Genomic DNA, 25,089 nt, shown 5'->3' on the forward strand with positions numbered 1-25,089 from the left:
GCTTCTCGAAAACTGATCGGTCGCCCGGCCCGGAGGCGGGCACGGTCACGTGGATTCGCGCTTCACCAGCTCCGTCGGCAGGATCACCGCCGCCGGGTCCTCGCCGCCGATCTGGGCCAGCAGCATCCGTACCATCTCGTTGCTGATCCGGTCCCACGGCTGGCGGATCGTGGTGAGTTCGGGGCTGACCGCCGTCGCCGCGGGGGAGTCGTCGAAGCCGCCCACCGCGACGTCCTCCGGGACCCTGCGCCCGGCCCGCTGGAGCGCGGTGAGCACGCCCTGCGCCATCAGGTCGGACGCCACGAACACCGCGTCCATGTCCGGTGTCTGCGCCAGGAGCCGCTCGGCGCCCGCGTCACCGCTGGCGCGGCTGTAGTCGCCGGGCACGACGAGCTTGTCGTCGAACTCGATGCCCGCCTCGGCGAGCACCTCCCTGTAGCCCGCGAGACGCTCCACACCGCCCGGGGTGTCCAGCGGACCCGTGACCACACCGATCCGCCGCCGCCCCTGCGACAGCAGATGACGCACCATGTCCCGGGCGCCGTCCCGGTCGTCCGCCGCCACATAGCTCACCTTGGCGCCCAGACCGATGGGCTTGCCGCACGCGACCAGCGGAACGCCCGCCTCGCGCAGCTCCTCGGCGACCGGGTCGCCGGAGTGGCTGGAGACCAGCAGCACTCCGTCGACGTGGCCGGCGGTGATGTACCGCGTGATCCGTCGCCGTTCGTCCTGCGTGCCGGCGAGCATCAGCAGGAGAGGGATGTCGTGCGCGGCCAGCGCCTGCGTGCAACCGCGCAGCAGGACGTTGAAGTTGGGGTCCTCGAAGAACCTCTCCTGCGGTTCGGTCAGCAGGAAGCCGATCGAGTCCGAACGGCCGGTGATCAGGGAGCGGGCGTGCCGGTTCACGACGTACCCCGTCCTGCGTATGGCGGCGTTGACCGCCTCCTGCGCCGCGGGGCTGACGTAGTGCCCGCCGTTGAGCACGCGCGAGACGGTGCCGCGTGAGACACCCGCCTCGCGCGCGACGTCGTGGATCGTCGGCGGTTTGCGCCGGCCCCCCGGATTGCCCATGGTCATGACTTTACGGCCCCGGAGAGCAGATCGAGGCTCCAGAAGCGCTGGATGACCAGGAAAAGGGCGATCAGCGGGATGATCGCCAGGAACGCGCCCGTGATCACCAGGGTGTAGAGCGCCGGGGTGTTCGCGCCCTGCTCCAGCAGGGTCTGCAGGCCCAGTGTGATCGGGAACTTCTCGTCGTCGCTGAGCATGATGTACGGCAGCAGGAAGTTGTTCCACACCGCCACGAACTGGAACAGGAACACGGTCACCAGACCGGGCACCATCATCGGCAACGCGATCCGGGTGAAGATCCGCCACTCGCTCGCGCCGTCCATCCGCCCGGCCTCGACGACGTCGGCGGGCACGGCGGCGCTCGCGTAGATACGGGCGAGGTAGACGCCGTACGGCGACAGGATCTGGGGCAGGAACACGGACACGTACGAGTCCGTCATGTTGGCCTTCGCCAGCAGGAGGTACTGCGGGATGGCGAGGATCACGGGCGGCATCAGCACACCCGCCAGCAGGACGTTGAAGATCGTCTCGCGGCCCTTGAAGCGGTAGACCGCGAGGGCGTAGCCGCTGATCGCCGAGACGGTCGTCGACAGGAGGGCACCGAGACCGGCGTAGAGGGCCGAGTTGCCCATCCACGTCCAGTAGATGCCGTCGCGGTAGGCGTTCAGGTCCTTCAGGTTGTCCGCGAAGCCCGTGCCCGGCCAGAACGTGAAGGTGGAGAACAGTTCCTTGCCGGACTTGGTGGACGCGATCACCACCCAGGCCACCGGCAGCAGGCAGTAGATCGCGCCGGCCAGCAGGGTGACCGTCGGGACGAGGGAGATCCGGCGGCGCAGCGGCGGACCCTGTGCCGTGCCGGGGGTGGTGCCGGCGGCCGGCGCGGACTTGCGGATGGCAAGAGAACTCATCGTGCTTCCCCCTGCTTGGTACCGGAGTTCGCGGCCCGCAGGAAGCCGAAGGACAGGACGAACGTGACGAGGGCGATGATCACGGCCTCAGCGGCGGCCGCGTAGACGTCGCCCGTGCCGAAGGCGTCCCGGTACACCTTCATCAGCGGACTCCAGGTTGTGGAGACGGAGTTGGTGAGGGGCTTGAGGAGTGTCGGCTCGCTGAACACCTGGAGCGTCGCGATGATCGAGAAGAAGAAGGTCAGCACCAGCGAGGGAGCCACCATCGGGATCTTGATCTTCAGTGCGATCTGCAGCGGGGTGGCGCCGTCGAGCTTCGCCGCCTCGTACACCTCGGCGGGGATGGCCTGCAGCGAGGTGTAGATGACGATCATGTTGAAGCCGGTACCGCCCCAGACCGCGATGTTCGACAGGGCCAGGTACAGCGGACCGCCGTCGAGCAGGTTCGGCTCCGGCAGCCCCAGCTTGCCGAGGACGAAGTAGAACGGGCTGACGTCCGGCAGGTACAGGAAGCCCCACAGCGTCGCCGAGACGACACCGGGGACGGCGTACGGCAGGAAGATCGAGAGCCGGCTGAACGGCGCGAGACGCACCCGGTCGGTGTCCAGCATCAGTGCGAAGAGCAGCGCCAGCCCCAGCATCACGGGGACCACAATGGCGCCGTAGCCCAGCACGCGCAGCGCACCGTGCAGCAGCTCGGAGTCCTTGAAGGCGTCGGTGTAGTTCTCCAGGCCCGCCCAGACCTCTTTCCGCGCCCCCGATCCCAGGCCGAGGCCGGAGATGCGCACCTTGTGGAGGCTCAGCCAGACCGCGTAGCCGATGGGCAGCACGAAGAACAGGGCGAAGAGAACGCTTGCGGGAACAAGGAAGAAGTAGGGCGCGCGGAGCGCTCCTTTGAGGGCGGTGGTGGGAGACGGGTGGGCATACGGGGCCGCCTTGACCCCGTACGACTTCTGACGTGCGCTGGTCACTGAGCGACCTCGAAGCCCTGCTTCTTCATGTCGGCGACCGTGGCGTCCTGCATGGTCTTGAGGGCGGCCACGAAGTCCGACTTGTTCTTGGCGGCCGCGCCGAACGCGTCCTTGAAGGACGTGTACGCCACGTTCACGTTCGGGCCCCACGCCGAGGGTGCCGTGGTCTTCGCGATCCGCGCGGCCGTCGTGTAGAAGTCCGCCTGGTTGGAGAAGAAGGCCGGCGGCTCGGCGAACGCGTCACTCATCTGCGCGGTGGTGGCGGCGGGGTAGATGCCGCCCTCCTTCGCGAGCGCGGTCAGCGCCGCGGGGTCGGTGTTCAGCCAGGTAGCGAACTTCGCCGCGGCTTCCTTGTGCTGGGAGTCGGTGGTGACGGCGGTCGACGAGCCGCCCCAGCTGCCGGTGACGTCGTCGCTGTTCGACCACTGCGGCAGCGGAGCCATCGCCCACTTGCCCTTGGTGTCGGGGGCGGCGGTGTTCAGCGTGCCCGGCGCCCACACGGCGCTGACCCAGGCGATCTGCTTGCCGGTGTTCAGTGCCTTGTTCCAGGCCGGGGTGTACATGGGCTGGTTGTCGATCGCGCCCTCCTTGACGAGGCCGCCCCAGAACTTGGCGACCTTCTCCGTCGCGGCGTCGTCGATGCCGACCTTCCACTTCTGGCCGGAGGTCGTCCACCACTTGGCGCCGGCCTGCTGGGCGAGACCGGCGAAGAGCCCGGAGTCGTTGGCCGAGAAGGTGGTCAGGGCCTTGTCCGGGGCCTTCTTCTTCAGGTCGCGGGCGGTCTGCGCGAACTCGTCCCAGGTCGTGGGGGCCTTCAGGCCGTACTGCTTGAACAGGTCGGTGCGGTAGTAGAACATCATCGGCCCGATGTCCTGGGGTATCGCGTAGACCGCGTCCGAGCCGAGCGTGGTCTGCTGCCAGACGCCCTCCGCGAACTTGTCCTTCGCGCCGGTGGTCTCCTTCGAGATGTCGGCGAGCGCGTCATTGCTGACCAGCGTGGGCAGCGCCTGGTACTCGGCCTGCACCAGGTCGGGACCCTTCTTGGCCTTGTGGGCGGTGAGGATCTTGGTGACCAGCGTGTCGCCGGAGGCCTGCTTCTTCGCGGTGACCGTGATCTGCTGCTGCTTGCCCGGCCCCTTGTTCCACAGGTCGACGACCTTGTCCATGCCCGGGGTCCAGGTCCAGTACGTCAGCGAGACGGGCCCGGACTGGGCGTCGCTGTCGTCGTCGGACGAGCCGCAGGCGGCGAGCGCGGTGGCGCCGAGCGTGACGGCGACAGCGGTAGCCACGAGGCGTCGGTGCTTCGTGTTGGGCATGGATCGTTCTCCCCTGACCTGGGTCTCCGCCTGCTGCGAAGACCTGCCGTGTTCCCTGCGCGGTTCGCCCACGGGCGCTTCAGCCGGTGTCCGGATCGCGACCGTGCTCGGCCCTTCGGGCCTCCGCGCGCTCGCGCCTTTGACACCGGCGCGCCTGTGCGGCTTACTCGCGGTGGTTCTGTGAGCGTTCACAGTAGAGAAACATCCAGGACACTTGTCAATGGTTGTTGCTGTGCGGTTATGTAGGGATCGCGCCGCTGACCATGTGTGTGCACGTTCCCAAATGATCGACCACCGGGAGAACCCAATGCCGGACACCACCCCCACGGGCCTCACCAGGCTCGCCTTCGGCGGGGACTACAACCCCGAGCAGTGGCCGGAAAGCGTCTGGCACGAGGACGTGCGGCTCATGCGCGAGGCGGGCGTCACGATGGTGAGCGTCGGGATCTTCTCCTGGGCGCTGCTCGAACCCGCACCGGGGGAGTTCGACTTCGGCTGGCTGGACCGCCTCCTGGACCTGCTGCACGAGAACGGCATCCGCGTCGACCTGGGCACGCCCACGGTGGCGCCGCCCGCCTGGTTCTACCGGCAGCACCCGGACGCCCTGCCCGTGACCGCCGACGGCACCCGCTACGAGTTCGGCTCCCGTGGCGCGATCTGCCACAGCAACGCCGACTACCGGGCGGCCGCGGCGAACATCACCACGCAGCTCGCCGAGCGGTACGGCGACCACCCGGCGCTCGCGATGTGGCACGTGCACAACGAGTACGGCGTCCCCGTCTCGGCCTGCTACTGCGAGTCCTGCGCCGCGCACTTCCGCCGCTGGCTCGCGAACACCTACGGCACGGTCGAGGCCCTGAACGAGGCCTGGGGCACGGCCTTCTGGGGCCAGCGCTACACCGACTTCGGCCAGATCAACCCGCCGCGCCTCACGCCCACGGTCGGCAACCCCGCCCAGGCACTGGACTACAAGCGGTTCGCCGACGCCACCATCCGCGAGAACTTCCGGATGGAACGGGACATCCTGCACCGCCTGTCGCCCGGCAACCCCGTCACGACCAACTTCATGACCGCGCTCAGCCAGTGCGACTCGATCGACTACTGGGCCTGGGGCCGCGAGGCCGACCTCGTCACCAACGACCACTACCTGATCACCGACGGCCGCCGCACCCACGTCAATCTGGCCATGGCCGCCGACCTCACCCGGTCCGTCGCCGGCGGCGCCCCCTGGCTGCTGCTCGAACACTCCACCTCGGGCGTCAACTGGCAGCCCCGCAACCCGGCCAAGGCTCCAGGCCAGATGGCCCGCAACTCCCTGGCGCACGTGGCCCGCGGCTCCGAGGGCGCCATGTTCTTCCAGTGGCGGCAGTCCCGGCGCGGCGCCGAGAAGTTCCACTCGGCGATGCTTCCGCACGGCGGCACGGACACCCGGGTGTGGCGCGAGGTCGTCGAACTCGGCTCCTCCCTCGACTCCCTGAACGCCATCCGCGGCACCCGCACCCGGGCCGACGTGGCCGTCCTGTGGGACTGGCAGTCCTGGTGGGCGCAGAACCTCCAGTGGCGCCCCAGCGAGGACCACGACCCGCGCGAGCGCGCCGACACCTTCTACGAGGCCCTCTACGACCGCCACCTCACCGTCGACTTCTCGCACCCGCAAGCCGACTTGTCGTCCTATCCCCTTGTCGTCGTTCCCGCGCTGTACCTGATGACGGAGGCGGCCGGGAACAACCTCAAGGAGTACGTCGAGAACGGCGGCACCCTCGTCGTCTCGTACTTCTCCGGCATCGTCGACGAGCACGACGCCGTCCACGAAGGCCCCTACCCGGGCGCCCTGCGCGACGTCCTCGGCCTGACCGTGGAGGAGTTCTCACCGCTGCTGCAGGGTGAGCAGGTCCGCCTCGCCGGCCCCGACGGCTCGGAGCTGAGCGGCGATGTGTGGACCGAGTTCGTCGTCCCGCGCGGCGCCGAGACCGTGTGGACGTACGCCGACGGGCTCGCCGCCGGCCACCCCGCCATCACCCGGCACCGGCTCGGCGAGGGCTCCGCCTGGTACGTCTCCACCCGCCTCGACGTGCACGGCCTGGACGCCCTGCTGGGCTGGGCCGCCGACGACGCCGGGATCACACCGCGCGCCGACCTTCCGCGCGATGTCGAAGTGGTGCGCCGCACAGGCGAGTCGGGCACGTTCCTCTTCGCGATCAACCACTCCGCGCTCGACGCCAAGGTGCCGCTTCAGACGCACGGCACCGAGCTGCTCACCGGGGAACGCGCCGCAGGGCACCTGGGCGTGCCCGCGGGCGCCGTCAGGGTCGTACGACTCGACGACTGAGCCGGGAAGCCGCACAGCCCTCTGGGGCTCGGTTCGCCTCCGGGGCGCCGCCGTATCGATATGCGCCCACCGGCGCGTGACGGTGCTCCTTCGGATCACTCGCTGTTGCGGCTCATCCCCCCTCCAACCCCGGCCGGACTTCCTGGGGGACCTCCGGCCGGTCCGGGCGGCGCCGTGGTCAGACCTTCGGGTTCGGCGCCGCCCGTCCCCCCACTCCAAGAGGTCCCCGCCTTCGTCGAAGGGACGACGATGTTCCACGCGAGACGCTCTTTGAGGACCCTGCTGATACCGCTCTTCGCAGGCCTCGCCCTCACCACGCTGCCCGTCACGGCCGCGCACTCCGCCTCGACGCTCACCAATGGCGGCTTCGAGTCGGACGGCACCGGCACCGGGACGCCGGCCGGCTGGTCGGAGTACGGCGACACCGGCGCCTCGTACACCGAGTCCGGTGGCCACGGCGGCAGTTACCGCCTGACGCACTACTCGTCCTCCGCGTACAAGGTGGAGACGTACCAGTACCTGTCGGGGCTGACCAACGGGAACTACACGCTGACCGCCTGGGTCCGCTCCGGCGGCGGCCAGAACTCCGCGTACATCGCCCTCAAGAACTGCGGCAGCGCGGAGCAGCGCACCGACCTGCCGGTGTCGGCGAGCGGATGGATCCGTATCGTCACGCCGATCAACGTGACGAACAACCAGTGCACGATCAGCATCAACAGTGACGCGAACGCGGGCAACTGGATCAACGTCGACGACCTGACCTTCACGTCGGGCACGACGGGCACGTCGATCCACGGCGCAGACATCTCCTCCCTCGCCAAGAGCGAGGCCTTCGGCGGCGTCTACAGGACCAGCTCCGGCACCACCGGCGACGCGGTCACCATCCTGAAGAACGCCGGCATGAACTACGCCCGCCTGAAGGTCTGGGTCAATCCGGCCGACGGCTACAACAACAAGACGCGCGTGCTGGCCATGGCCAAGCGCATCAAGGCGGCCGGCATGAAGCTGCTGGTCGACTTCCACTACTCGGACACCTGGGCCGACCCGGGTGCCCAGAGCAAGCCGGCCGCCTGGGCCGGGCACTCGTACAGCCAACTGAAGACGGACGTCTACAACCACACGTACGACGTGCTCAACGCGCTCAAGGCACAGGGCACCACGGCCGACATGGTCCAGGTCGGCAACGAGATCAACGGCGGCATGCTGTGGTCCGAGGGATCCACGGACAACTGGACGCAGCTCGCCGGGTTGATCAACTCGGGCTACGACGCCGTCAAGGCGGTCAACTCGTCCACGGTCGTCGCGCTGCACCTCGCCAAGGGCGGTGACCTGTCCGGCACCCGCTGGTGGTTCGACAACGCGGTCGCGGGCGGCATCAAGTTCGATGCGATCGGCCTGTCGTACTACGGCTACTGGCACGGCTCGCTCTACGACTTCCAGACCACCCTGGACGACGCGGCCTCCCGCTACGGCAAGCCGGTCTTCGTCGCCGAGACGGCCTACCCCTTCCGCCTCGACAGCGACGACTCGCTCGTCAACCAGATCGACACCACCGGCGAGCTGGTCTCCGGCTACCCCGCGACCACGGCCGGGCAGACGAAGTGGATGAACGACGTGGCGAGCATCGTGGAGGCCGTCCCGGGCGGCCGCGGTCTCGGCGTCTTCTACTGGGAAGCCACCTGGACCGCGGTCACCGACAACGGCTGGGACCCGACCGACGCCTCCTCCGGCAACGGCTGGGAGAACCAGGCCCTGTTCGGCTTCGACGACAAGGCGCTGTCCTCGATGAGCTGGTTCAGCCACCGCTGAACCACCCGGAGCACCAGGCCCGGCCGCTCGCACGGCCGGGCCTCACGCATGTCCGAGAAGGGCTGGTGGCCAAGGGTTTCCATGGGTACGCGCCTGACAGTATGAGATGTCCGAGGCAGCGAAGGGCAGGCGCACATGGACCGTCCAACGGCTCTCGTCCCACGCCACTACGTCACGATCGGCGGCCGCGGCCCCGAGGACGTGGTCGCCGACGCGCGCGGCCGCGTGCTTACGGGTGTGGAGGACGGCCGCATTCTGCGTCTCGACGGCCTCGCCGACCCGGCCCGTATCCGTGTCGAGGTGCTCGCCGAGACGGGTGGCCGGCCTCTCGGTCTGGAACTCCTCCCGGACGGTGCTCTGCTGGTGTGCGACGCACTCCGTGGACTGCTGCGGATCGCGCTCGACGACGGCACCGTACGCATCCTCGCCGACTCGGTGGCGGGGGAGCCGCTGCGGTTCTGCAGCAATGCCGTCGCCCTCTCCGACGGAACGGTCCACTTCACCGTGTCCAGCCGCCGGTACCCGCTGGACCAGTGGATCGGCGACGTGGTCGAGCACAGCGGAACGGGACGGCTGCTGCGGCTCGCGCCCGGCGCCGACCGCCCTGAAGTGCTTCTGGAGGGGCTGCGTTTCGCCAACGGCCTCGTCGCGAGCAAGGACGAGTCCTTCCTTGTCGTCGCCGAGACCGGAGCCCGCCGCCTGACCCGATACTGGCTGGCCGGTCCGCGGGCGGGCCGGGCCGAGCCCTTCACCGAGGACCTCCCGGGCATGCCCGACAACCTCTGGCGCGCCGGGCCCGACGGGCCCATCTGGGTGGCCCTGGCCGGACCGCGTGTCCCCCCGCTGGATCTGCTGCACCGCGCCGCCCCGCCCGTGCGCCGCGCCGCGGCCCGCGTCGTGGTGCGCGCCCCGTACCGCCCGGCGGCCATGGCCGGCGTCCTCGCGGTCGATGACGAGGGCCGTATCCGCCGACACCTGCTCCGCCGCCGGTCGGGCTTCCGGATGGTCACCAGCGCCTGTGTCGCCGAGGGCCGGCTGATCCTGGGGAGCCTGTGGGAGCGGGGCGTCGCCGTGTGCGAGCTGCCCGCGGGCAGCGACTGATCCGGGTGCGCGGTCACTCCGGCCGGCGTTACCCTGTTCCTCTGCCGCGATCATGTCCTGCGGCACGGCGGTGGGGCCCGCCGTACCCGAACCGCGGCAGCGCCGCCGCCAACGGTCCCTACTTGCGCTCGAGCGCGCCCGTCCGGCAGGGCCAGGGCCCCGGCGAGTAGGAGAAGCACGTCCATGAGAGTCCCACGTCCCAAGAGCGTCGACGAGACGAGCGTCGCCGCGCCCAGGCCCGCCCGGCGCCCGTCGCCCTGGCAGGGGCAGGGCCCCGTCGTGGCGGTCGTCGCCCTCGGTGGCGCCCTCGGCGCCATCGCCCGATACGGCGCCTCGCTGCTGTGGCCCGCGCAGACCGGCGGCTTCCCCTGGACCATCTTCTGGGTCAACCTCCTGGGCTGCGCCGTGATCGGCGTGTTCATGGTCGTGATCACCGAGGTGTGGGCGGCCCACCGGCTGGTGCGCCCCTTCTTCGGCACCGGTGTGCTGGGCGGCTTCACCACCTTCTCGACGTACGCCGTCGACATCCAGCGGCTGGTCGACGCGGGCCACCCCCGCACCGCGCTCGTCTACCTGTTCGCGACCCTGCTCGGCGCCCTCGCGGCGGTGTGGCTCGCGATGACGGCCGCCCGTCGTGCCCTGGCGTGGCGGCAACGATGAACGAGACACCGGAGCGGCGCCCCGTGGAGGCGACCATGACACGACTGACCGGCAGGGCCCTGCGGCTGACCGTCTTCATCGGCGAGCACGACAGATGGCACCACAAACCCCTCTACGCCGAGATCGTGCACCGCGCGCATGCCGCCGGCCTCGCCGGCGCGAGCGTCTTCCACGGCATCGAGGGCTTCGGCGCCTCCTCGCTCATCCACACCTCGCGGCTGCTGTCGCTGAGCGAGGACCTGCCGGTGGCCGTGATCATCGTCGACACGGAGGAGCGCGTCCGCGCCTTCCTGCCGCAGCTCGACGAGCTCGTCGCCGAGGGACTGGTGACCCTCGACGACTGCGAGGTCATCCGGTACGCGGGGCGGGGAGCGGACGACGCACCGAGCGGCGCGGACGGGAAAGGTGAGAAGTCGTTGTGAATTGGCTGCTGGTGATCATCGGGGCCATGGTCGGCGCACCCCTGCGTTATCTCACCGACCGCGCGGTGCAGCTGCGGCACGACACGGTGTTCCCCTGGGGCACCCTCGTGGTCAACGTCACGGGCTCTTTGGTCCTCGGTCTGCTGGCCGGTGCCACCTCGGCCGGTCATGCCTCGCCCCAGCTGCAGCTGTTGATCGGCACGGGCCTGTGCGGGGCGCTGACCACGTATTCGACGTTCTCGTACGAGACCCTGCGGCTGATCGAGACCGGGGCGGGGTTCTACGCTGCCGCCAACGTCGTCGCTAGCGTGACGGCGGGCCTCGGTGCGGCTTTTGCCGGGGTTTCGTTCGCCGAGGCCGTGTGGCCTCGGTAGGCGTACGTCACCCGCGCGTAGTAAAACCGTCCCAGCAGTACCGTCTACAGCACTGTCGACCATCTCCTCAGAACTGGATCCCATGAGCGTCATCAGCGTCGGTCAGGCCGTCGTCCTCGGAGTCGTCGAGGGGGTGACCGAATTCCTCCCCGTCTCCTCGACCGGCCATCTCAAGATCACTGAGGGGCTGATGGACATCCCCGTCGACGACAAGGCCGTCGTCGGCTTCTCGGCCGTCATCCAGGTGGGCGCGATCGCGGCCGTGCTCCTGTACTTCTTCAAGGACATCGTGCGGATCGTCTCGGCCTGGTTCCGGGGCCTGTTCAACAAGGAGGAGCGCTACCACCACGACTACAAGTTCGCCTGGTGGGTGATCGCCGCGACCATCCCGATCGTCCTGGTGGGGCTGGGCGCCAAGGATCTCATCGACGGCCCGCTCGCCTCGCTCTGGGTGGTGGCGGGCTCGCTGATCGTGGGCAGTGGTGTGATGTGGGCGGCGGACCAGATGGGCCGGCACAAGCGCGGTGAGGACGACACCTCCTTCAAGGACGCGATGCTGGTCGGCAGCTCGCAGATCCTCGCCCTGCTCTTCCCCGGTTTCTCCCGCTCCGGCGCCACGATGTCGACCGCGCTCATCCTCGACCTCGACCGGGTCGCCGCCACCCGTCTTTCCTTCTTCCTCGGCATTCCGGCCCTCACCGGCGCGGGCCTGTACGAGCTGAAGGACGCGCTGGGCACGGGCGTGGGCGCCGCGCCGCTCGCCGTCGGCACGATCGTCTCGTTCGTGGTCGCCTACGCCTCGATCGCCTGGCTGCTGAAGTTCGTCGCCAAGCACTCCTTCAACGCCTTCGTGATCTACCGGATCGTCGTCGGAGTGGCGCTCCTGGGCCTGCTCGGGACCGGCGTGCTCAGCTGATCGCCGCTGATCATCCCTGGGGCGTGAAGCCGATATTCAGGCTTCACGCCCCATGAAAGTTTCCTTTCCAGGCCCCTTGACAGTCCCGTCCCGCAACCCGGAGGATCGCCACCGTGAACCTGTCAGACAGCCAGACAGGTGGTCGGGCACCGCGGCGCGTCAGCGCCATGGAAGCGGTGCTCACCCACCTCCGCGGCGCCATCGAGCGCGGCGAGTACGCCATCGGTGACAAGCTCCCCTCCGAGGCGGAGCTGTGCCGCACCCTGGAGATCAGCCGCCCCGTGCTGCGGGAGGCCCTGCGGGCCCTGCAGACCATGGGCCTGACCGTCTCCAAGACCGGCAAGGGCACCTTTGTCGTCGCCAGCACCGTCGAGGACCCCACCTTCGGCGACTACGCGGCCAGCGACCTGCTGGAGGTGCGCCGCCACGTCGAGATCCCGGTCGCCGGGTACGCGGCGCTGCGCCGCACCCCGGAGAACCTCGACCACCTGGCCCACCTCCTGGACCGGATGGAGCGGGAGACGGACACCACCGCGTGGGTCGCGATGGACACCCTCTTCCATCTCGCCGTGGCCGAAGCCGCCCAGAACCCGGTGTTCCGCCGGGTGATCGAGGAGATCCGGGACGCGCTGGCCCGCCAGTCGGCCTTCCTCAACGAGCTGGGCGGCCGGCGCGAGCAGTCCAATCGCGAGCACCGGGCGATCGTCGAGGCGCTGATGGACGGTTCCGAGCATGACGCGGTGGAGGCGATGGCCCACCACCTCGACCGGGTCGAGACGACCCTCACCGACATCGTGCGCCCCGGGCGTACGGACAACATCCCCCTGGAAGGCGGACCCGAGGCGTGAGCGAACAGCACCTCAAAGACGAGACGCGCCCCTCGTCCCGTCATGTCGACGCCGGCGACGCGGGCTACAGCAAGTCCCTCAAGTCCCGGCACGTCAACATGATCGCCATCGGCGGCGCCATCGGCACCGGCCTCTTCCTCGGCGCGGGCGGCCGCCTCGCCGACGCCGGCCCCTCTCTCTTCATCGCGTACGCCGTCTGCGGCGTCTTCGCCTTCCTGGTCGTGCGCGCCCTGGGCGAACTCGTCCTGTACCGGCCCTCCTCCGGCGCCTTCGTCTCGTACGCCCGCGAGTTCCTCGGCGAGAAGGGCGCGTACACCGCGGGCTGGATGTACTTCCTCAACTGGGCGACCACCGGCATCGCCGACATCACGGCCGTGGCCACCTACACCCACTACTGGGGCATGTTCTCCGACATTCCACAGTGGGTGATCGCGCTCGTCGCGCTCGCCGTGGTGCTCACGGTGAACCTGATATCCGTGAAGATCTTCGGCGAACTGGAGTTCTGGTTCGCCATCGTCAAGGTCAGTGCCCTCGTGATCTTCATGGTGATCGGCATCTTCCTGCTGGTCACCCAGCATCCGGTCGAAGGCACCACCCCCGGCCCCTCCCTGATCACCGACCACGGCGGCGTCTTCCCCAACGGCCTGCTGCCGATGCTGCTGATCATCCAGGGCGTCGTCTTCGCCTACGCCTCCGTCGAACTCGTCGGTGTAGCCGCGGGGGAGACCGAGAACCCCGAGAAGATCATGCCCAAGGCGATCAACTCGATCATGTGGCGCGTCGGCCTCTTCTACGTCGGCTCGGTCGTCCTGCTGTCGATGCTGCTGCCCTGGAACAAGTACTCCGCCGGCGAGAGCCCCTTCGTGACCGTCCTGTCCAACATCGGCGTCCCGGCGGCCGGCGGCGTGATGAACCTCGTCGTCCTCACCGCCGCCATGTCCTCGCTCAACTCCGGTCTGTACTCCACCGGCCGCATCCTGCGCTCCATGGCGATGTCCGGCTCGGCACCGAAGTTCACGGGCGTGATGAGCCGCAGCCAGGTCCCGTACGGCGGCATCCTGCTCACCAGCGGCATCTGCGTCCTCGGCGTCGGCCTCAACTTCGTGGTCCCGGCGGACGCGTTCGAGATCGTGCTCAACTTCGCGGCGATCGGCATTCTGTCCACCTGGGGCATGATCATGCTCTGTCACCTGCTCTTCTGGAAGAAGACGCAGAACGGCGAACTGTCCCGTCCGAGCTACCGCCTGCCCGGCTCCCCGTGGACCGAGATCGTCACGCTCGGCTTCCTGGCCTCCGTCTTCGTCCTGATGTACGCCGACGGCGGCGCCGGCCGCACCACCGTGCTGTGCCTGCCGCTGGTCGTGGCGGCGCTGGTGGCCGGCTGGTACGGCGTGCGCGGGCGGGCCGCCCGCGGTAAGTCCCCCAAGGTGAATGTGTGAACCACCCAGTGTTGTACGGAAGTCCGGTGGCTGAGGCTCCTGTGATCCGGGAGCCCCTGCACGCCCCCGTCGCCCACCTCATCCGCGGTGGGGTCATCGAGGGCATCCACTACGGCTCGGTCGTCGTCCTCGGCACCGACGGGACCGTGGAGTTCCAGCTCGGTGACATCGAGGCCGCCTTCTACCCGCGCTCGGCGCTCAAGCCCGTACAGGCGGTGGCGATGCTGCGGGCCGGACTCCCGCTCGACGGGGAGCTGCTGTCGCTGACCGCGGCAAGCCACTCCGGCGAGGAGCGGCACCTGGCCGGCGCCCGGCGGATCCTGGAGCTGGCCGGGGCGGGTGAGGACGACCTGCGTAACGTCCCCGACCTGCCGTACGACCCGGTCGTGCGGGACGCCTGGGTGCGCGAGGCCCGCCTGCCGTCCCGGCTCGCGCAGAACTGCTCGGGCAAGCACGCGGCCATGCTGTACACCTGCCGGCTCAACGGCTGGCCGCTGGACGGCTACCTCGACCCGGCCCACCCGCTCCAGCGGGCCATCGCCGAGATCGTCGAAGACCTCACCGGCCAGGCGATCGCCCGGGTGACCGTCGACGGCTGCGGCGCGCCGCTGTTCTCCGTGTCGCTGCACGGGCTGGCGCGTGCCGCGGCCCGCATCACCACGGCGCCGGCCGGTACCCCGGAGGCGCGGGTGGCGGACGCGATGCGCGAGCACGCCGAGATGGCCTCCGGCTCCGGTCGCGACGTGGCCGCGCTGATGCGGGCCGTACCCGGGCTGCTCGCCAAGGACGGCTTCGAGGGCGTCGAGGTGGCCGCGCTGCCCGACGGCCGGGCCGTCGCCGTGAAGATCGCCGACGGGGCGAACCGGGCCCGGATCCCGGTCGCCGCGGCGGCCCTCGCCCGCGCCGGGGTCGCCCCGGCCGCGCTCGCCGAGTTCGCCGGGGAACCCCTCCTCGGCGGCGCCGAGCCGGTCGGCACCATCCGGCCGGTCCGCGCGCTCGACCCCCTTCCCCAGACGTACGCCTGACCGACCTGACCCCCACCTCCGAAAGAGGACCCGCACAGCCATGACCGCCGCAGCCCACCGCAGCGAACACGACCTGCTCGGCTACCGCGACGTACCCGCCGAGGCGTACTGGGGCATCCACTCCCTGCGCGCCAAGGAGAACTTCCCCATCACGGGGACGCCGATCTCCGCCTACCCGCACCTGATCGACGCCCTGGCCGCGGTCAAGGAGGCCGCCGCCCTCGCCAACGAGGAACTCGGGCTGCTGGAACCGAAGAAGGCCGCCGTCATCGTCGAGGCCTGCCGCGAGATCCGCGACGGCAAGCTGCATGACCAGTTCGTCGTGGACGTCATCCAGGGCGGCGCCGGCACCTCGACCAACATGAACGCCAACGAGGTCGTCGCCAACCGCGCGCTGGAACTGCTCGGCCACGCCAAGGGCGAGTACCGGCACCTGCACCCGAACGAGGACGTCAACCTCGGCCAGTCCACCAATGACGTCTACCCGACCGCCGTCAAGATCGCGACCGTCTACGCCGTGCGCGGCCTGCTCAAGGCGATGGCCGTGCTTCAGGACGCCTTCGCCCGCAAGGCCGTCGAGTTCCGCGACGTGCTGAAGATGGGCCGCACCCAGTTGCAGGACGCGGTGCCGATGACGCTGGGGCAGGAGTTCTCCGCGTTCGCGGTCATGCTCGACGAGGACCGCAGCCGGCTCGCGGAGGCCGTCGAGCTGATCCACGAGATCAACCTCGGCGCCACGGCGATCGGCACCGGCCTCAACGCCCCCGCCGGATACGCCGAGTCGGCGCGCCGCCATCTCGCCGAGATCACGGGACTTCCGCTGGTGACGGCCGCCAACCTGGTGGAGGCCACCCAGGACTGCGGTGCCTTCGTCCAGATGTCCGGCGTGCTCAAGCGGATCGCCGTCAAGCTGTCCAAGAGCTGCAACGACCTGCGTCTGCTGTCCTCCGGTCCGCGCGCGGGCCTGAACGAGATCAACCTGCCGCCGGTGCAGGCCGGTTCGAGCATCATGCCCGGCAAGGTCAACCCGGTGATCCCCGAGGTCGTCAACCAGGTCGCCTTCGAGGTGATCGGCAACGACGTCACCATCACCATGGCCGCGGAGGCCGGCCAGCTTCAGCTGAACGCCTTCGAGCCGGTCATCCTGCACTCCCTCTCCGAGAGCATCACGCACCTGGAGCGTGCCTGCCTGACCCTCGCCGAGCGGTGCGTCGCCGGGATCACGGCGAACGAGGCGGAGCTGCGGGCCGCCGTGGAGAACTCCATCGGCCTGGTCACGGCCCTCAACCCGTACATCGGCTACGAGGCGGCCACCGGCATCGCCAAGGAGGCTCTCGCCAGCGGGCGCGGAGTCGCCGAACTCGTGCTGGAGAAGGGCCTGTTGCCGGCCGAGCGGCTTCAGGCCCTGCTGCGGCCCGAGGTCGTAGCGGGCAGTGGCTCGCCGGCGGTCTGACCGGCCGATGTGCACGGCGCACGACACGGCGGGACGGCGTCCGGGGGACGCCGCCCCGCGCGGCGAACGGTGGATGAGCGGCGCCGACGACCGGGCGGCACAATGGTGATCATGTCCCCGTCGCTGAACTTCCAGCCGGTCCTGGAGCGCATCGCCGAAGAGATGGACAAGACGCCCGGGCGCGGCCGGGCCGCCGACTACATCCCGGCCCTCGCCGCCCGTGACCCGCGCCGCTTCGGCATGGCGGTCGCCGAGCTGGACGGCACGGTCTACGGCGTGGGGGAGTGGCGGCAGCCGTTCTCCACCCAGTCCATCACCAAGGTCTTCACCCTCGCCCTGAACCTGGCCCGCGAGGGCGACGAACTGTGGGAGCACGTGGGCCGGGAACCGTCCGGCAACCCGTTCAACTCCCTGGTCCAGCTGGAGTACGAGAACGGCATCCCGCGCAATCCCTTCATCAACGCGGGCGCCCTCGTCGTCACCGACCGGCTGCACACCCGTACCGGTGACGCGGCCGGCACGCTGCTCGACTTCCTGCGGGCCGAGAGCGGCAACGCGGACCTCACCTTCGACAAGGAGGTCGCCGCGTCCGAGACCGCGCACGGCGACCGCAACGCGGCGCTCGCCCATTTCATGGCGTCCTACGGCAACATCGACAACCCGGTGCCGGCCCTCCTGGAGCAGTACTTCAGGCAGTGCTCCATCGAGGCGTCCTGTGCGGACCTCGCCCTTGCCACCGGCTTCCTGGCCCGGCACGGTATCCGCGCCGACGGCACCCGGCTGCTGACCCGCAGCCAGGCCAAGCAGGTCAACGCGGTGATGCTCACCTGCGGCACGTACGACGCGGCGGGTGACTTCGCCTACCGGGTCGGCCTGCCCGGCAAGAGCGGCGTGGGCGGCGGCATCATCGCGGTCGTCCCCGGCCGCTGCACGCTGTGCGTATGGAGCCCCGGCCTCGACGAGCGCGGCAACTCCGTGGCGGGTGTGGCGGCACTCGACCGCTTCACCACCTTGACGGGGCTGTCCGTCTTCTGAGGAGCCGACCGGTACCTCCGGGGTCCGCGGTGGCCGCCGATCACTCGGCGGTCACACGCAGTCCGTCCCGGCGAGGGACATGTGTCGCTTCCCGGCCACCCGGCATTGACACGCTTTCCGAGTGTTGGCCATGGCTTTCCCCGTCGATCTCCGCCGCTGCCAGGCGCTCGGTCTGGCCGGTACCGCCTTTCTCGCGTTGGGCGGTGAGACCGCCGGAGCCCTGCCGGTCGCGGATCTCGTCTCCCCCGAGTCCGGGCGCGCCGCCCTCGGACTCGTGGGGGTGTACTTCGGTGTGGTCCTGCTGATCGCCGCCTGGGCACTGCTCGGCAGGGTGATACGCGGCCCCGAGCCGCCGACGCCACGCGCCTTGCTGCTCGTCCTGGCCGTGTGGGCGGCACCGCTGCTGCTCGCGCCGCCGCTGTTCAGCCGGGACGTGTACAGCTACCTCGCACAGGGCGCCATGGTCGACGCCCACATCGACGTGTACGCGCACGGGCCCGCACAGCTCGGTGGTCCGCTCGCGGACGAGGTCGCGCCGGTGTGGCGGGACACCGCGGCACCGTACGGTCCGGTCTTCCTCGCCGTGGCCTCCGGGCTCTCCGGCCTGACCCGCGGCGAACTGCCGGCCGGGCTGCTCGGCATGCGGCTGGTCGCACTCCTCGGCGTGGCCCTGATGGCGGCGGCGCTGCCGCGGCTCGCCCGGCAGTGCGGTGCCGATCCGGTCGCCGCCCTGTGGCTCGGCGCCCTCAACCCGCTGGTGCTGCTGCACCTGGTCGCCGGCGCCCACAACGACGCCGTCATGCTCGGGCTGCTCGGCGTCGGCCTGCTCACCGCCCGCGGCCGTCTGTACGTCCTCGGCGTCGTCCTGGTCACGCTTGCCGCGCTGGTCAAGGCACCGGCCGCGCTCGGCCTGCCGGCCGTGATCGCGCTGCGCCGGCACGTCGGTCTCGCCCGGGCGGCGGCGACGACCACGGCGGTCGCACTCGCCACCACGGTCGTGGCCACCGCCGTCGTCGGCACGGGATACGGCTGGATAGCGGCCCTGAAGACGCCCGTATCGCCGCACAACTGGTCGCCCACCAGCGTCCTCGGCCGGGTCACCGGCCGTCTGCTCGAAGGGCTGGGCAGCGACCTGGCGCCTCTCGCGACCCCTGTCTGGCACGCGGCCGGACTCCTCGCGACCACGGTCGCGGTGCTGTTCATATGGCTGAGGCTGCGGCCGGGACCGGTCTACGCGCTCGGCCTGAGCCTCGCCGCCGTAGCCGTCCTCGGCCCGGCGATCCGGCCCTGGTACGCCCTGTGGGGACTCTTCCTCATCGCCGCCGCCGCGCCCAGCACCTCCGTACGCCACCGGGTGGCCGCCGTCACCGCCGTCCTCGCGCTCGCCGTGCTGCCGAGCGGCGGCCCGCCCGACCTCGCCCAGGTGGCCCTGGCCGTCTCCGGTGGCGTCCTCGCCGTGGTCGTGCTCTTGCAGGCGCACCAGGCGGCACAGGCACCGGCGCTGGGGCGGACCGCGTGAGACCACCGAGCACCGAGCGGGGCCGACTGCTCCTCGTCCTGTTTCTCGCCGCCGCGGTGGCCGCCTTCACGGCGACGGTGCCGCTGCTGCGCGGCTGGTTCGACCTGCGCGTCTACTACGGGACCGTGGACGCCTGGGCGCACCACGGCGGTCGCATCTACGACTACCGGGTGCCGGGGACGTCGTACGGCTTCACGTACCCGCCGTTCGCCGCCCTCGGCATGCTGCCGATGGCGTTCGTCGGCCTGAACACGGCGATCGGCCTCGCGCTGCTGTTCAACCTCGGTGCCGTCGCCTTCGTCCTGTGGGTCCTCGTCCGCCGGGAACTGCGCCGCTACGGCTGGTTCGGCTGGGCGCTCGCCTGCTGCGCGCTGGCGCTGCTCGAACCCGTCCGGGACACCGTCAGCTTCGGCCAGGTCAACCTCCTGTTGTTGGCCCTCGTACTCGCCGACGCCTGGCTGCTGTCCACCGGGCGGGGGCGCTGGGCCGGGGCCGGCATCGGCCTGGCGGCGGCCGTCAAGCTCACGCCCGCGCTCTTCATCGGCCTGCTGCTGCTCGCCCGCAGATGGCGGGCCGCTGCCGTCGCGACCGCCGTCGCCGTGGCCGCCACCGCGCTCGCGGCCTGGGCGGCACCGGACGCCTCCCGCTTCTACTGGACGCGCGCCGTCTGGGACACCACCCGCGTCGGTCGCCTCGACTACGTCTCCAACCAGTCCCTCCAGGGCGTCCTCGCCCGGCTTGTCGCACCGGAGACACCGAGCCGCGCCGTCTGGGCACTGGCCGTCGTCCTGACCCTCGCGGTGTGGATGTGGCGCACGCACCGTGCGCTGCGGGCCGGCAACTGGCGGGCCGCCTTCGCCCTCACCGGGCTCGCGGCCTGCCTGGTCAGTCCGATCACCTGGGTGCACCATCTCGTGTGGCTGCTGCCGTCGTTCGCCGTGCTCGTGCACCGGCGCCGACTGCGGATCGCGGGCGCTCTGTACGCGGTGCTGTGCAGCAGCGTGGTGTGGCTGTGGTTCGACGACGCGTCCGGGATCGACGGCTTCCTCGGCAGCAACACGTATGTGTGGATCACCCTCGGGCTGCTGCTGGGGCTGCCGGTCGGTCAACCGCGTCTCGATCGCCCGCCCTTGAGCCGCAGCGCCAGCACGGTGCCCCCGGCGGCCACACCGACCGCGCCCGACAGCGCCCAGGTCTCCAGCCGGCCCGGTCCGTCGCCGTCGCCGACCGGTGTCGCCGCCGGCAGCGAGGCGGGCCCGGACTGCGCGAGGGGCGGCCGGCCGGGCAGCAGCGAGCCGACCGGCACGACGCGTCCGGTGGCGGCGAAGCCCCAGTCCAGCAGCGAGCGGGCCTCCTCGAAGACCATGTGACGACCGTGCTCCTGAGGGTTCAGCACCGTCACCACGAGAGTGCGCCCGCCGCGGCGCGCGGCGGCGACGAGCGTGTTGCCGGCCTCGCTGGTGTAGCCGTTCTTGATGCCGATCAGTCCGGGGTAGGCCTCGACGCCGTCGGCGCCGGTCAGCAGCCGGTTGGTGTTGTGGATCTCGTACGGCCCGCCGTCGCCGGGGAAGCTCGACGCGGCGGTCGCGCAGTAGCGGGCGAACTCCGTGTCGCGCAGCCCGGCCCGCCCGAACACCGCGAGGTCGTACGCCGACGACACCTGCCCCGGAGCGTCGTACCCGTCGGGCGAGACGACGTGGGTGTCGAGGGCGCCCAGTGCACGGGCCTTGGCCTGCATCTGGCGGATCGTGGTCTGCCAGCCGCCGTTGAGCGCGGCCAGAACGTGGACGGCGTCGTTGCCGGAGTTCAGGAACACCCCCTCCCACAGGTCGCTCACCCGGTAGGTGTGTCCCTCCTTGACGCCGACGATGCTGCTGCCGGGGCCTACGTCCGCCAGTTCCTCCTCGGTGACGGTGTGCCGTCTGTTGGCGGGCAGCACCGGGAGCACGGTGAGCGCGAACAGCGTCTTCAGGGTGCTCGCGGGCGGCAGCGGGCGGTGCGCGTCGTGCGCGGCGAGCACCTCGCCGGAGTCGACGTCGGCCACCAGCCACGACAGTGCCGACACCTCCGGGACCTCGGGGGCTCCCAGGCGCGGCTGCACCTGTGTTCCGGAGCGGTACAGCACCGGCGGCTGCGAAGTCAGGGGCCGCGGGGTGTCGCGGTCGCTGCCCGTGCGGGCGGCGACCGGATGCGGTGTGAGGGCCAGCGCGCCGGCCGCGCAGAGCGCGCAGCAGGCGGCTGCGGCGCGAGGTGAGAGTCCGATGGTCATACCAGACACCGTAGGAACGCGAGCCGCGAATGCGCGGATTCCTTGGGCCGAGTGGGGGATCGGTTGCTCGGACACCGACGCGGGGCGCCTTGGGAATCATGGCTGGAAAGTTGCTATCTGACAGGTGATTCGTCAGTGAACAGTAGTGACGGCCGAGGAGAACAAGTGCCTCGGGTGTTCTGGCCCGGCCATCTCAGCCTGGCCCAGTGGCTGGCCGGCCCGGAGGCGTACGACAAGCCCGCCGGATGGCCGTCATGGTGCTACGGGGCCCCCGGCGTCTCGCGCGCCGTCCAACTCGCCGCCCTCGCACTGCGGCGTGACGACTGGACGGCCCTGTCACGGGCGTCGGTGGACCGGCTGCTGGCCCTGCCCCTTGACGACTGGGGCATCAATGACCACGCCCTGTGTCATGGCTGGGCGGGCGCCCTGCACCAACTCGGGCGTCTCAATGAAGACTTCGCGGATCCGCGGATCGACGTCCTGCGGGACCGTCTGGCCGGCGAACTGACCGCCGCCTTCGACCCGGACCTGCCGTTCGGCCACCGTTTCACCATGACGGGGGTCCCCTTCGGCTCGGACGTCTCGGGCTACCTGGACGGCGCCGCGGGCGTCGCCCTGGCTCTCGACTCCTACGCCACGGGAACCGCCGCCTCCGGCTGGGACATGCCCTTGCTCCTGTCCTGACCTTCGGCTCGCTCCGGGGAAAACCCCGGGCGTTGAGGCCTTCAGTCGGCGGGAAGCGTCGGCTGGACCCGGCGCAGGAACGTCGCGTTGTCGGGAGTCTCGCGCATGCGCTCCAGGAGGGTCTCCAGGCTCGCCTGGCCGTCCCGGGTCTGCAGGGCGCGCCGCAGTCCTCGTACGGCCGTCGACTCGGCCGGGGACAGGAGGAGTTCCTCGCGGCGGGTGCCGGAAGGGGTGATGTCGACGGCGGGGTAGATCCGGCGGGAGGCGAGGGCACGATCGAGGCGGAGCTCCATGTTGCCCGTGCTCTTGAGCTCCTCGAAGAAGAAGTCGTCGGCGCGGGAACCGGTCTCGACCAGGGCGGTGGCCAGGATGGTCAGCGAGCCGCCCTCCTCGGCCAGGCGCGCGGCACCGAAGAGGCGCTTCGGGCCTTGCAGGGCGGCCGCGTCGACGCCGCCGCTGAGGGTGCGGCCACCGGCGGCGGCCGCGTTGTTGTGCGCCCGGCACAGCCGGGTCAGCGAGTCGAGCAGGATCACGACGTCCTGTCCCTGCTCGACGAGCCGCTTGGCGCGCTCGACGACCAGTTCGGCGAGCGCGATGTGCTGCTTCGGCGTCCGGTCGAACGTGGAGGCGTACACCTCGCCGCGCACCGAGCGCCGCATGTCGGTGACTTCCTCGGGCCGCTCGTCGAGCAGTACCACCATCAGATGGCACTCGGGGTGGTTGCCGGCGACGGCCGCCGCGATCTGCTGGAGCAGCACGGTCTTGCCGGTCTTGGGCGGGGCCACGATCAGCCCGCGCTGGCCCTTGCCGACGGGCGAGACGAGGTCGATGACGCGCCCGGACAGCCCGGCCGCCGGGTGTTCGAGCCGGAGCCGCTCGCGCGGGTGCAGCGGGGTGAGGTCACGGAAGTGCGGACGGCCGCGCAGGTCGTCGGGAGTGCGGCCGTTGATCCGTTCGACCTCGGTGAGGGAGCGCCCGGCCCCGGCGCCGACGAGCGTGTCGCCCTTGCGCAGGCCGTGGCGGCGGATCAGGGCCGGGGAGACCTGGAGGTCGGTGGCCGCGGAGAGGCCGCTCCCGGCGCGCAGGTGCCCCTTTCCGTTCCCGTCGATGTCGAGGACACCGGTGACGGTCTTGGGCGGGAGTTCCTGCTGTACAGGGGGGTGTTCGAGTGTGGTGGTCATGTGTGGTCCTTTCACGGACGGAAACCGGAAAGAGGGAAGGGAAAGGGGAGGGGAGGATCGAGCCGGGAGGCGGGCGTGATCACGCCTCGGTACGGCGGGGAACATCACCTCGGGTACGCGGAAACGCGCTGCTTGCGAGGTGGTGCGGGGAAGCCGATACGCCGCCGGAAACGACAGGCGGGTCGGCGATTTCAGGAGGAACTGGCACCGGCGCCCGAAGAGCGGCGTACACAAGTGCTGACCGCACTGTAGCACTCGGAGCGCTCGTGCGGAGGGGAATTGTCGCTCAGTGGTGTCTTCAACGCGTCGACGGCGTCGATTGTTCCGGGCTCTGTCGCAGGCGGTCGAGAACCTTGGGCGACAGACGTTCGGCGAGCTGCTCCAGCAGGGCGATGGTGTCCGCGATCTCCTGCGCGTCGTCGGTACCGAGCGCGGTGCCGACCGCCGCGTCGATCGGCGCGGCGGCCACCTGCGCGCGGCGGCCGGAGATCTCGGGGTCGCGTCGGAGCAGCGTGCGCCTGCGGTCGGCGGGGTCGGTCGTGGTCAGCACCGAGCCAGTCTCCCTGAGCCGGGCCACGCACCCGGAGACGGCGCTCTGCGGCAGTCCGGTGCGGGTGGCGACCTCGCCGACCGTGGTGTCGGGATGGGCGTAGATGTCGAGCATCACGATCAGCACGGAGCGCGTGCTGGTGGAGTACCGGCCGACGCCCTCGGTCGGGATGGCCTCCTCCCCGATCTTCATCAGGGTCCGGCCGAGGAGGAACAGTTCCGCTCCGTTCATGGGAGGAGGTTACATCAGGCCAGATGCATCAGGCTTGATGTATCAGATCTGATGGATTAGCTTGGTTGTTGTCGTCAGGCCACCGCCCATAGCTGGAGGGACCAGTCATGCATGACACCTCGATCCGCACGATGTCCGTCCCCGGCGCCACACTCCACTACCAACTCCGCGGCTCCGGCCCCCTGTTGCTGGTCTCCCAGAGCGGCGAGGGTGATGCCGACCGCAGTGACGCGCTGGTCGACCACCTCGTGGACACGTACACGGTGGTGACGTACGACCGCCGCGGCCTGTCCCGCAGCGTCCTCGATGACCCGGGGCGCGGCGCGACACTCGACGAGCACGTCGACGACGTGCACCGACTGCTCGCCGAACTCACCGGCGAACCCGCCGCGATGCTCGGCTGCAGCATGGGAGCTGTCATCGGGCTGCGGCTCGCGCAGCGGCATCCCGGGCAGCTGAGCACGCTCGTGGCGCACGAGCCCGCCATTCCCGGACTGCTGCCCGATGCCGAACGGCGCCACGCCCAGAACGAGTTGGACGAGATGCGGGCCGTCTTCGAGCGGGACGGATGGATCGCTGGAGTGAAGAAGATCGGTCAGATTCTCGGCATCGACCCAGCCCGGCAGGAGAGCGAACCGGGCGCGCGGCTCGCGAAGCTGGACGCCTCGCGCGAGCCGAACTTCACCTTCTTCATCAGGTACGACGCACTGACCATGAGCCGTGCCGAGCTGGGCGCCGACGAACTCGACGTGCTCAAGTCCGGGCCCGTCCGGATCGTGCCCGCGGCGGGGCTCATCACCCCGAAATCCGTCTTCGACTACCGCTGCGCCGAGGAACTGGCCGCGGGACTCGGCGCCGGACTCGTCCACTTCCCCGGCGGCCACAACGGCAACCTCACCCACCCGAAGGGCTTCGCCGAGGTCCTGCGCACCGTGCTGTGAGCGGGCAGAATTGATCGCCGTAGGCCGTCGACCCGAC

Annotated in this window: 21 protein-coding genes and 2 pseudogenes; 16 read left to right on the forward strand and 7 right to left on the reverse strand. The window is 70.3% G+C overall.

Features of this window, described 5'->3' with window-relative positions:
- Positions 1-45: 45 nt before the first annotated feature.
- Genes Q2K21_RS16950 through Q2K21_RS16965 form a run of 4 tightly spaced genes read right to left on the reverse strand, consistent with a single transcriptional unit; the run spans position 46 to position 4,266 of the window.
- On the reverse strand, positions 46-1,077 hold the full coding sequence (locus Q2K21_RS16950) for a LacI family DNA-binding transcriptional regulator (protein ID WP_310771606.1): 1,032 nt from the start codon (positions 1,075-1,077) through the stop codon (positions 46-48).
- Positions 1,074-1,979 (reverse strand): carbohydrate ABC transporter permease, encoded by a 906-nt coding sequence (locus tag Q2K21_RS16955; protein WP_310771608.1) that lies wholly within the window; start codon positions 1,977-1,979, stop codon positions 1,074-1,076. The genes Q2K21_RS16950 and Q2K21_RS16955 overlap by 4 nt, the downstream gene beginning before the upstream one ends.
- Positions 1,976-2,950, reverse strand: coding sequence for a carbohydrate ABC transporter permease (locus Q2K21_RS16960; RefSeq protein WP_310771610.1), 975 nt, complete (start codon positions 2,948-2,950; stop codon positions 1,976-1,978). Before Q2K21_RS16960 ends, Q2K21_RS16955 begins: the two co-directional genes overlap by 4 nt.
- Positions 2,947-4,266, reverse strand: coding sequence for an ABC transporter substrate-binding protein (locus Q2K21_RS16965; protein ID WP_310771612.1), 1,320 nt, complete (start codon positions 4,264-4,266; stop codon positions 2,947-2,949). The genes Q2K21_RS16960 and Q2K21_RS16965 overlap by 4 nt, the downstream gene beginning before the upstream one ends.
- Before the next feature lie 307 nt (positions 4,267-4,573).
- Here Q2K21_RS16965 and Q2K21_RS16970 point away from each other — a divergent pair, with 307 nt between their 5' ends.
- The 14 genes from Q2K21_RS16970 to Q2K21_RS17035 all read left to right on the forward strand — a co-directional run bounded on the left by Q2K21_RS16970 (position 4,574) and on the right by Q2K21_RS17035 (position 20,566).
- Positions 4,574-6,595, forward strand: a complete 2,022-nt coding sequence (locus Q2K21_RS16970) for a beta-galactosidase (protein WP_310771614.1) — start codon at positions 4,574-4,576, stop codon at positions 6,593-6,595.
- 249 nt (positions 6,596-6,844) lie between these two features.
- The gene (locus Q2K21_RS16975; RefSeq protein WP_310771616.1) at positions 6,845-8,404 is read left to right on the forward strand and encodes a glycosyl hydrolase 53 family protein; all 1,560 of its coding nucleotides are present in this window, start codon (positions 6,845-6,847) and stop codon (positions 8,402-8,404) included.
- Positions 8,405-8,539: 135 nt separating this feature from the next.
- Positions 8,540-9,505, forward strand: coding sequence for an SMP-30/gluconolactonase/LRE family protein (locus tag Q2K21_RS16980; RefSeq protein WP_310771618.1), 966 nt, complete (start codon positions 8,540-8,542; stop codon positions 9,503-9,505).
- 183 nt (positions 9,506-9,688) lie between these two features.
- The gene (crcB, locus tag Q2K21_RS16985) at positions 9,689-10,165 is read left to right on the forward strand and encodes a fluoride efflux transporter CrcB (protein WP_310771620.1); all 477 of its coding nucleotides are present in this window, start codon (positions 9,689-9,691) and stop codon (positions 10,163-10,165) included.
- Between the two features lie 35 nt (positions 10,166-10,200).
- Positions 10,201-10,587, forward strand: coding sequence for a DUF190 domain-containing protein (locus Q2K21_RS16990; RefSeq protein ID WP_310771622.1), 387 nt, complete (start codon positions 10,201-10,203; stop codon positions 10,585-10,587).
- Complete coding sequence (gene crcB, locus Q2K21_RS16995) at positions 10,584-10,961, forward strand: fluoride efflux transporter CrcB (RefSeq protein WP_310771624.1); 378 nt, start codon at positions 10,584-10,586, stop codon at positions 10,959-10,961. The genes Q2K21_RS16990 and crcB (Q2K21_RS16995) overlap by 4 nt, the downstream gene beginning before the upstream one ends.
- 82 nt (positions 10,962-11,043) lie before the next feature.
- The gene (locus tag Q2K21_RS17000) at positions 11,044-11,877 is read left to right on the forward strand and encodes an undecaprenyl-diphosphate phosphatase (protein WP_310771626.1); all 834 of its coding nucleotides are present in this window, start codon (positions 11,044-11,046) and stop codon (positions 11,875-11,877) included.
- A 167-nt stretch (positions 11,878-12,044) separates the two neighbouring features.
- Positions 12,045-12,725, forward strand: coding sequence for a FadR/GntR family transcriptional regulator (locus Q2K21_RS17005; protein ID WP_310781041.1), 681 nt, complete (start codon positions 12,045-12,047; stop codon positions 12,723-12,725).
- The gene (locus Q2K21_RS17010) at positions 12,722-14,164 is read left to right on the forward strand and encodes an amino acid permease (RefSeq protein ID WP_310771628.1); all 1,443 of its coding nucleotides are present in this window, start codon (positions 12,722-12,724) and stop codon (positions 14,162-14,164) included. Before Q2K21_RS17005 ends, Q2K21_RS17010 begins: the two co-directional genes overlap by 4 nt.
- Positions 14,165-14,175: 11 nt before the next feature.
- The gene (locus tag Q2K21_RS17015) at positions 14,176-15,189 is read left to right on the forward strand and encodes an asparaginase (protein ID WP_310781044.1); all 1,014 of its coding nucleotides are present in this window, start codon (positions 14,176-14,178) and stop codon (positions 15,187-15,189) included.
- A gap of 40 nt (positions 15,190-15,229) precedes the next feature.
- Positions 15,230-16,642, forward strand: a complete 1,413-nt coding sequence (gene aspA, locus Q2K21_RS17020) for an aspartate ammonia-lyase (protein ID WP_310771629.1) — start codon at positions 15,230-15,232, stop codon at positions 16,640-16,642.
- 102 nt (positions 16,643-16,744) lie between these two features.
- On the forward strand, positions 16,745-17,677 hold the full coding sequence (locus tag Q2K21_RS17025) for a glutaminase (RefSeq protein WP_310771630.1): 933 nt from the start codon (positions 16,745-16,747) through the stop codon (positions 17,675-17,677).
- Positions 17,678-17,807: 130 nt separating this feature from the next.
- On the forward strand, positions 17,808-19,196 hold the full coding sequence (gene mptB / locus Q2K21_RS17030) for a polyprenol phosphomannose-dependent alpha 1,6 mannosyltransferase MptB (RefSeq protein ID WP_310771631.1): 1,389 nt from the start codon (positions 17,808-17,810) through the stop codon (positions 19,194-19,196).
- Positions 19,193-20,566, forward strand: coding sequence for a glycosyltransferase 87 family protein (locus Q2K21_RS17035; RefSeq protein WP_310771632.1), 1,374 nt, complete (start codon positions 19,193-19,195; stop codon positions 20,564-20,566). Before mptB ends, Q2K21_RS17035 begins: the two co-directional genes overlap by 4 nt.
- A 26-nt stretch (positions 20,567-20,592) precedes the next feature.
- Here the strand turns inward: Q2K21_RS17035 and Q2K21_RS17040 are convergent.
- Positions 20,593-21,465 (reverse strand): annotated as a pseudogene (locus Q2K21_RS17040) (D-alanyl-D-alanine carboxypeptidase family protein); the annotation flags it as partial.
- Between the two features lie 174 nt (positions 21,466-21,639).
- Here Q2K21_RS17040 and Q2K21_RS17045 point away from each other — a divergent pair.
- Positions 21,640-22,149: pseudogene (locus Q2K21_RS17045) on the forward strand (lanthionine synthetase LanC family protein); the annotation flags it as partial.
- Positions 22,150-22,190: 41 nt separating this feature from the next.
- On the opposite strand, the gene rho reads toward Q2K21_RS17045, so the two are convergent.
- Both rho and Q2K21_RS17055 read right to left on the reverse strand, forming a co-directional pair.
- A complete protein-coding gene (gene rho / locus Q2K21_RS17050) occupies positions 22,191-23,330 on the reverse strand; it encodes a transcription termination factor Rho (RefSeq protein ID WP_310771633.1) in 1,140 nt (379 codons plus the stop codon).
- A 298-nt stretch (positions 23,331-23,628) separates the two neighbouring features.
- Positions 23,629-24,111: a helix-turn-helix domain-containing protein gene (locus Q2K21_RS17055; protein ID WP_310771634.1), complete on the reverse strand. Its 483-nt coding sequence runs from the start codon at positions 24,109-24,111 to the stop codon at positions 23,629-23,631.
- Between the two features lie 107 nt (positions 24,112-24,218).
- Between Q2K21_RS17055 and Q2K21_RS17060 the strand changes: the two genes are divergently transcribed.
- Complete coding sequence (locus tag Q2K21_RS17060; protein ID WP_310771635.1) at positions 24,219-25,052, forward strand: alpha/beta fold hydrolase; 834 nt, start codon at positions 24,219-24,221, stop codon at positions 25,050-25,052.
- Positions 25,053-25,089 lie beyond the last annotated feature (37 nt).

Origin of the sequence: Streptomyces sp. CGMCC 4.7035 (assembly GCF_031583065.1) — a bacterium.
GTDB lineage: Bacteria > Actinomycetota > Actinomycetes > Streptomycetales > Streptomycetaceae > Streptomyces > Streptomyces yaanensis.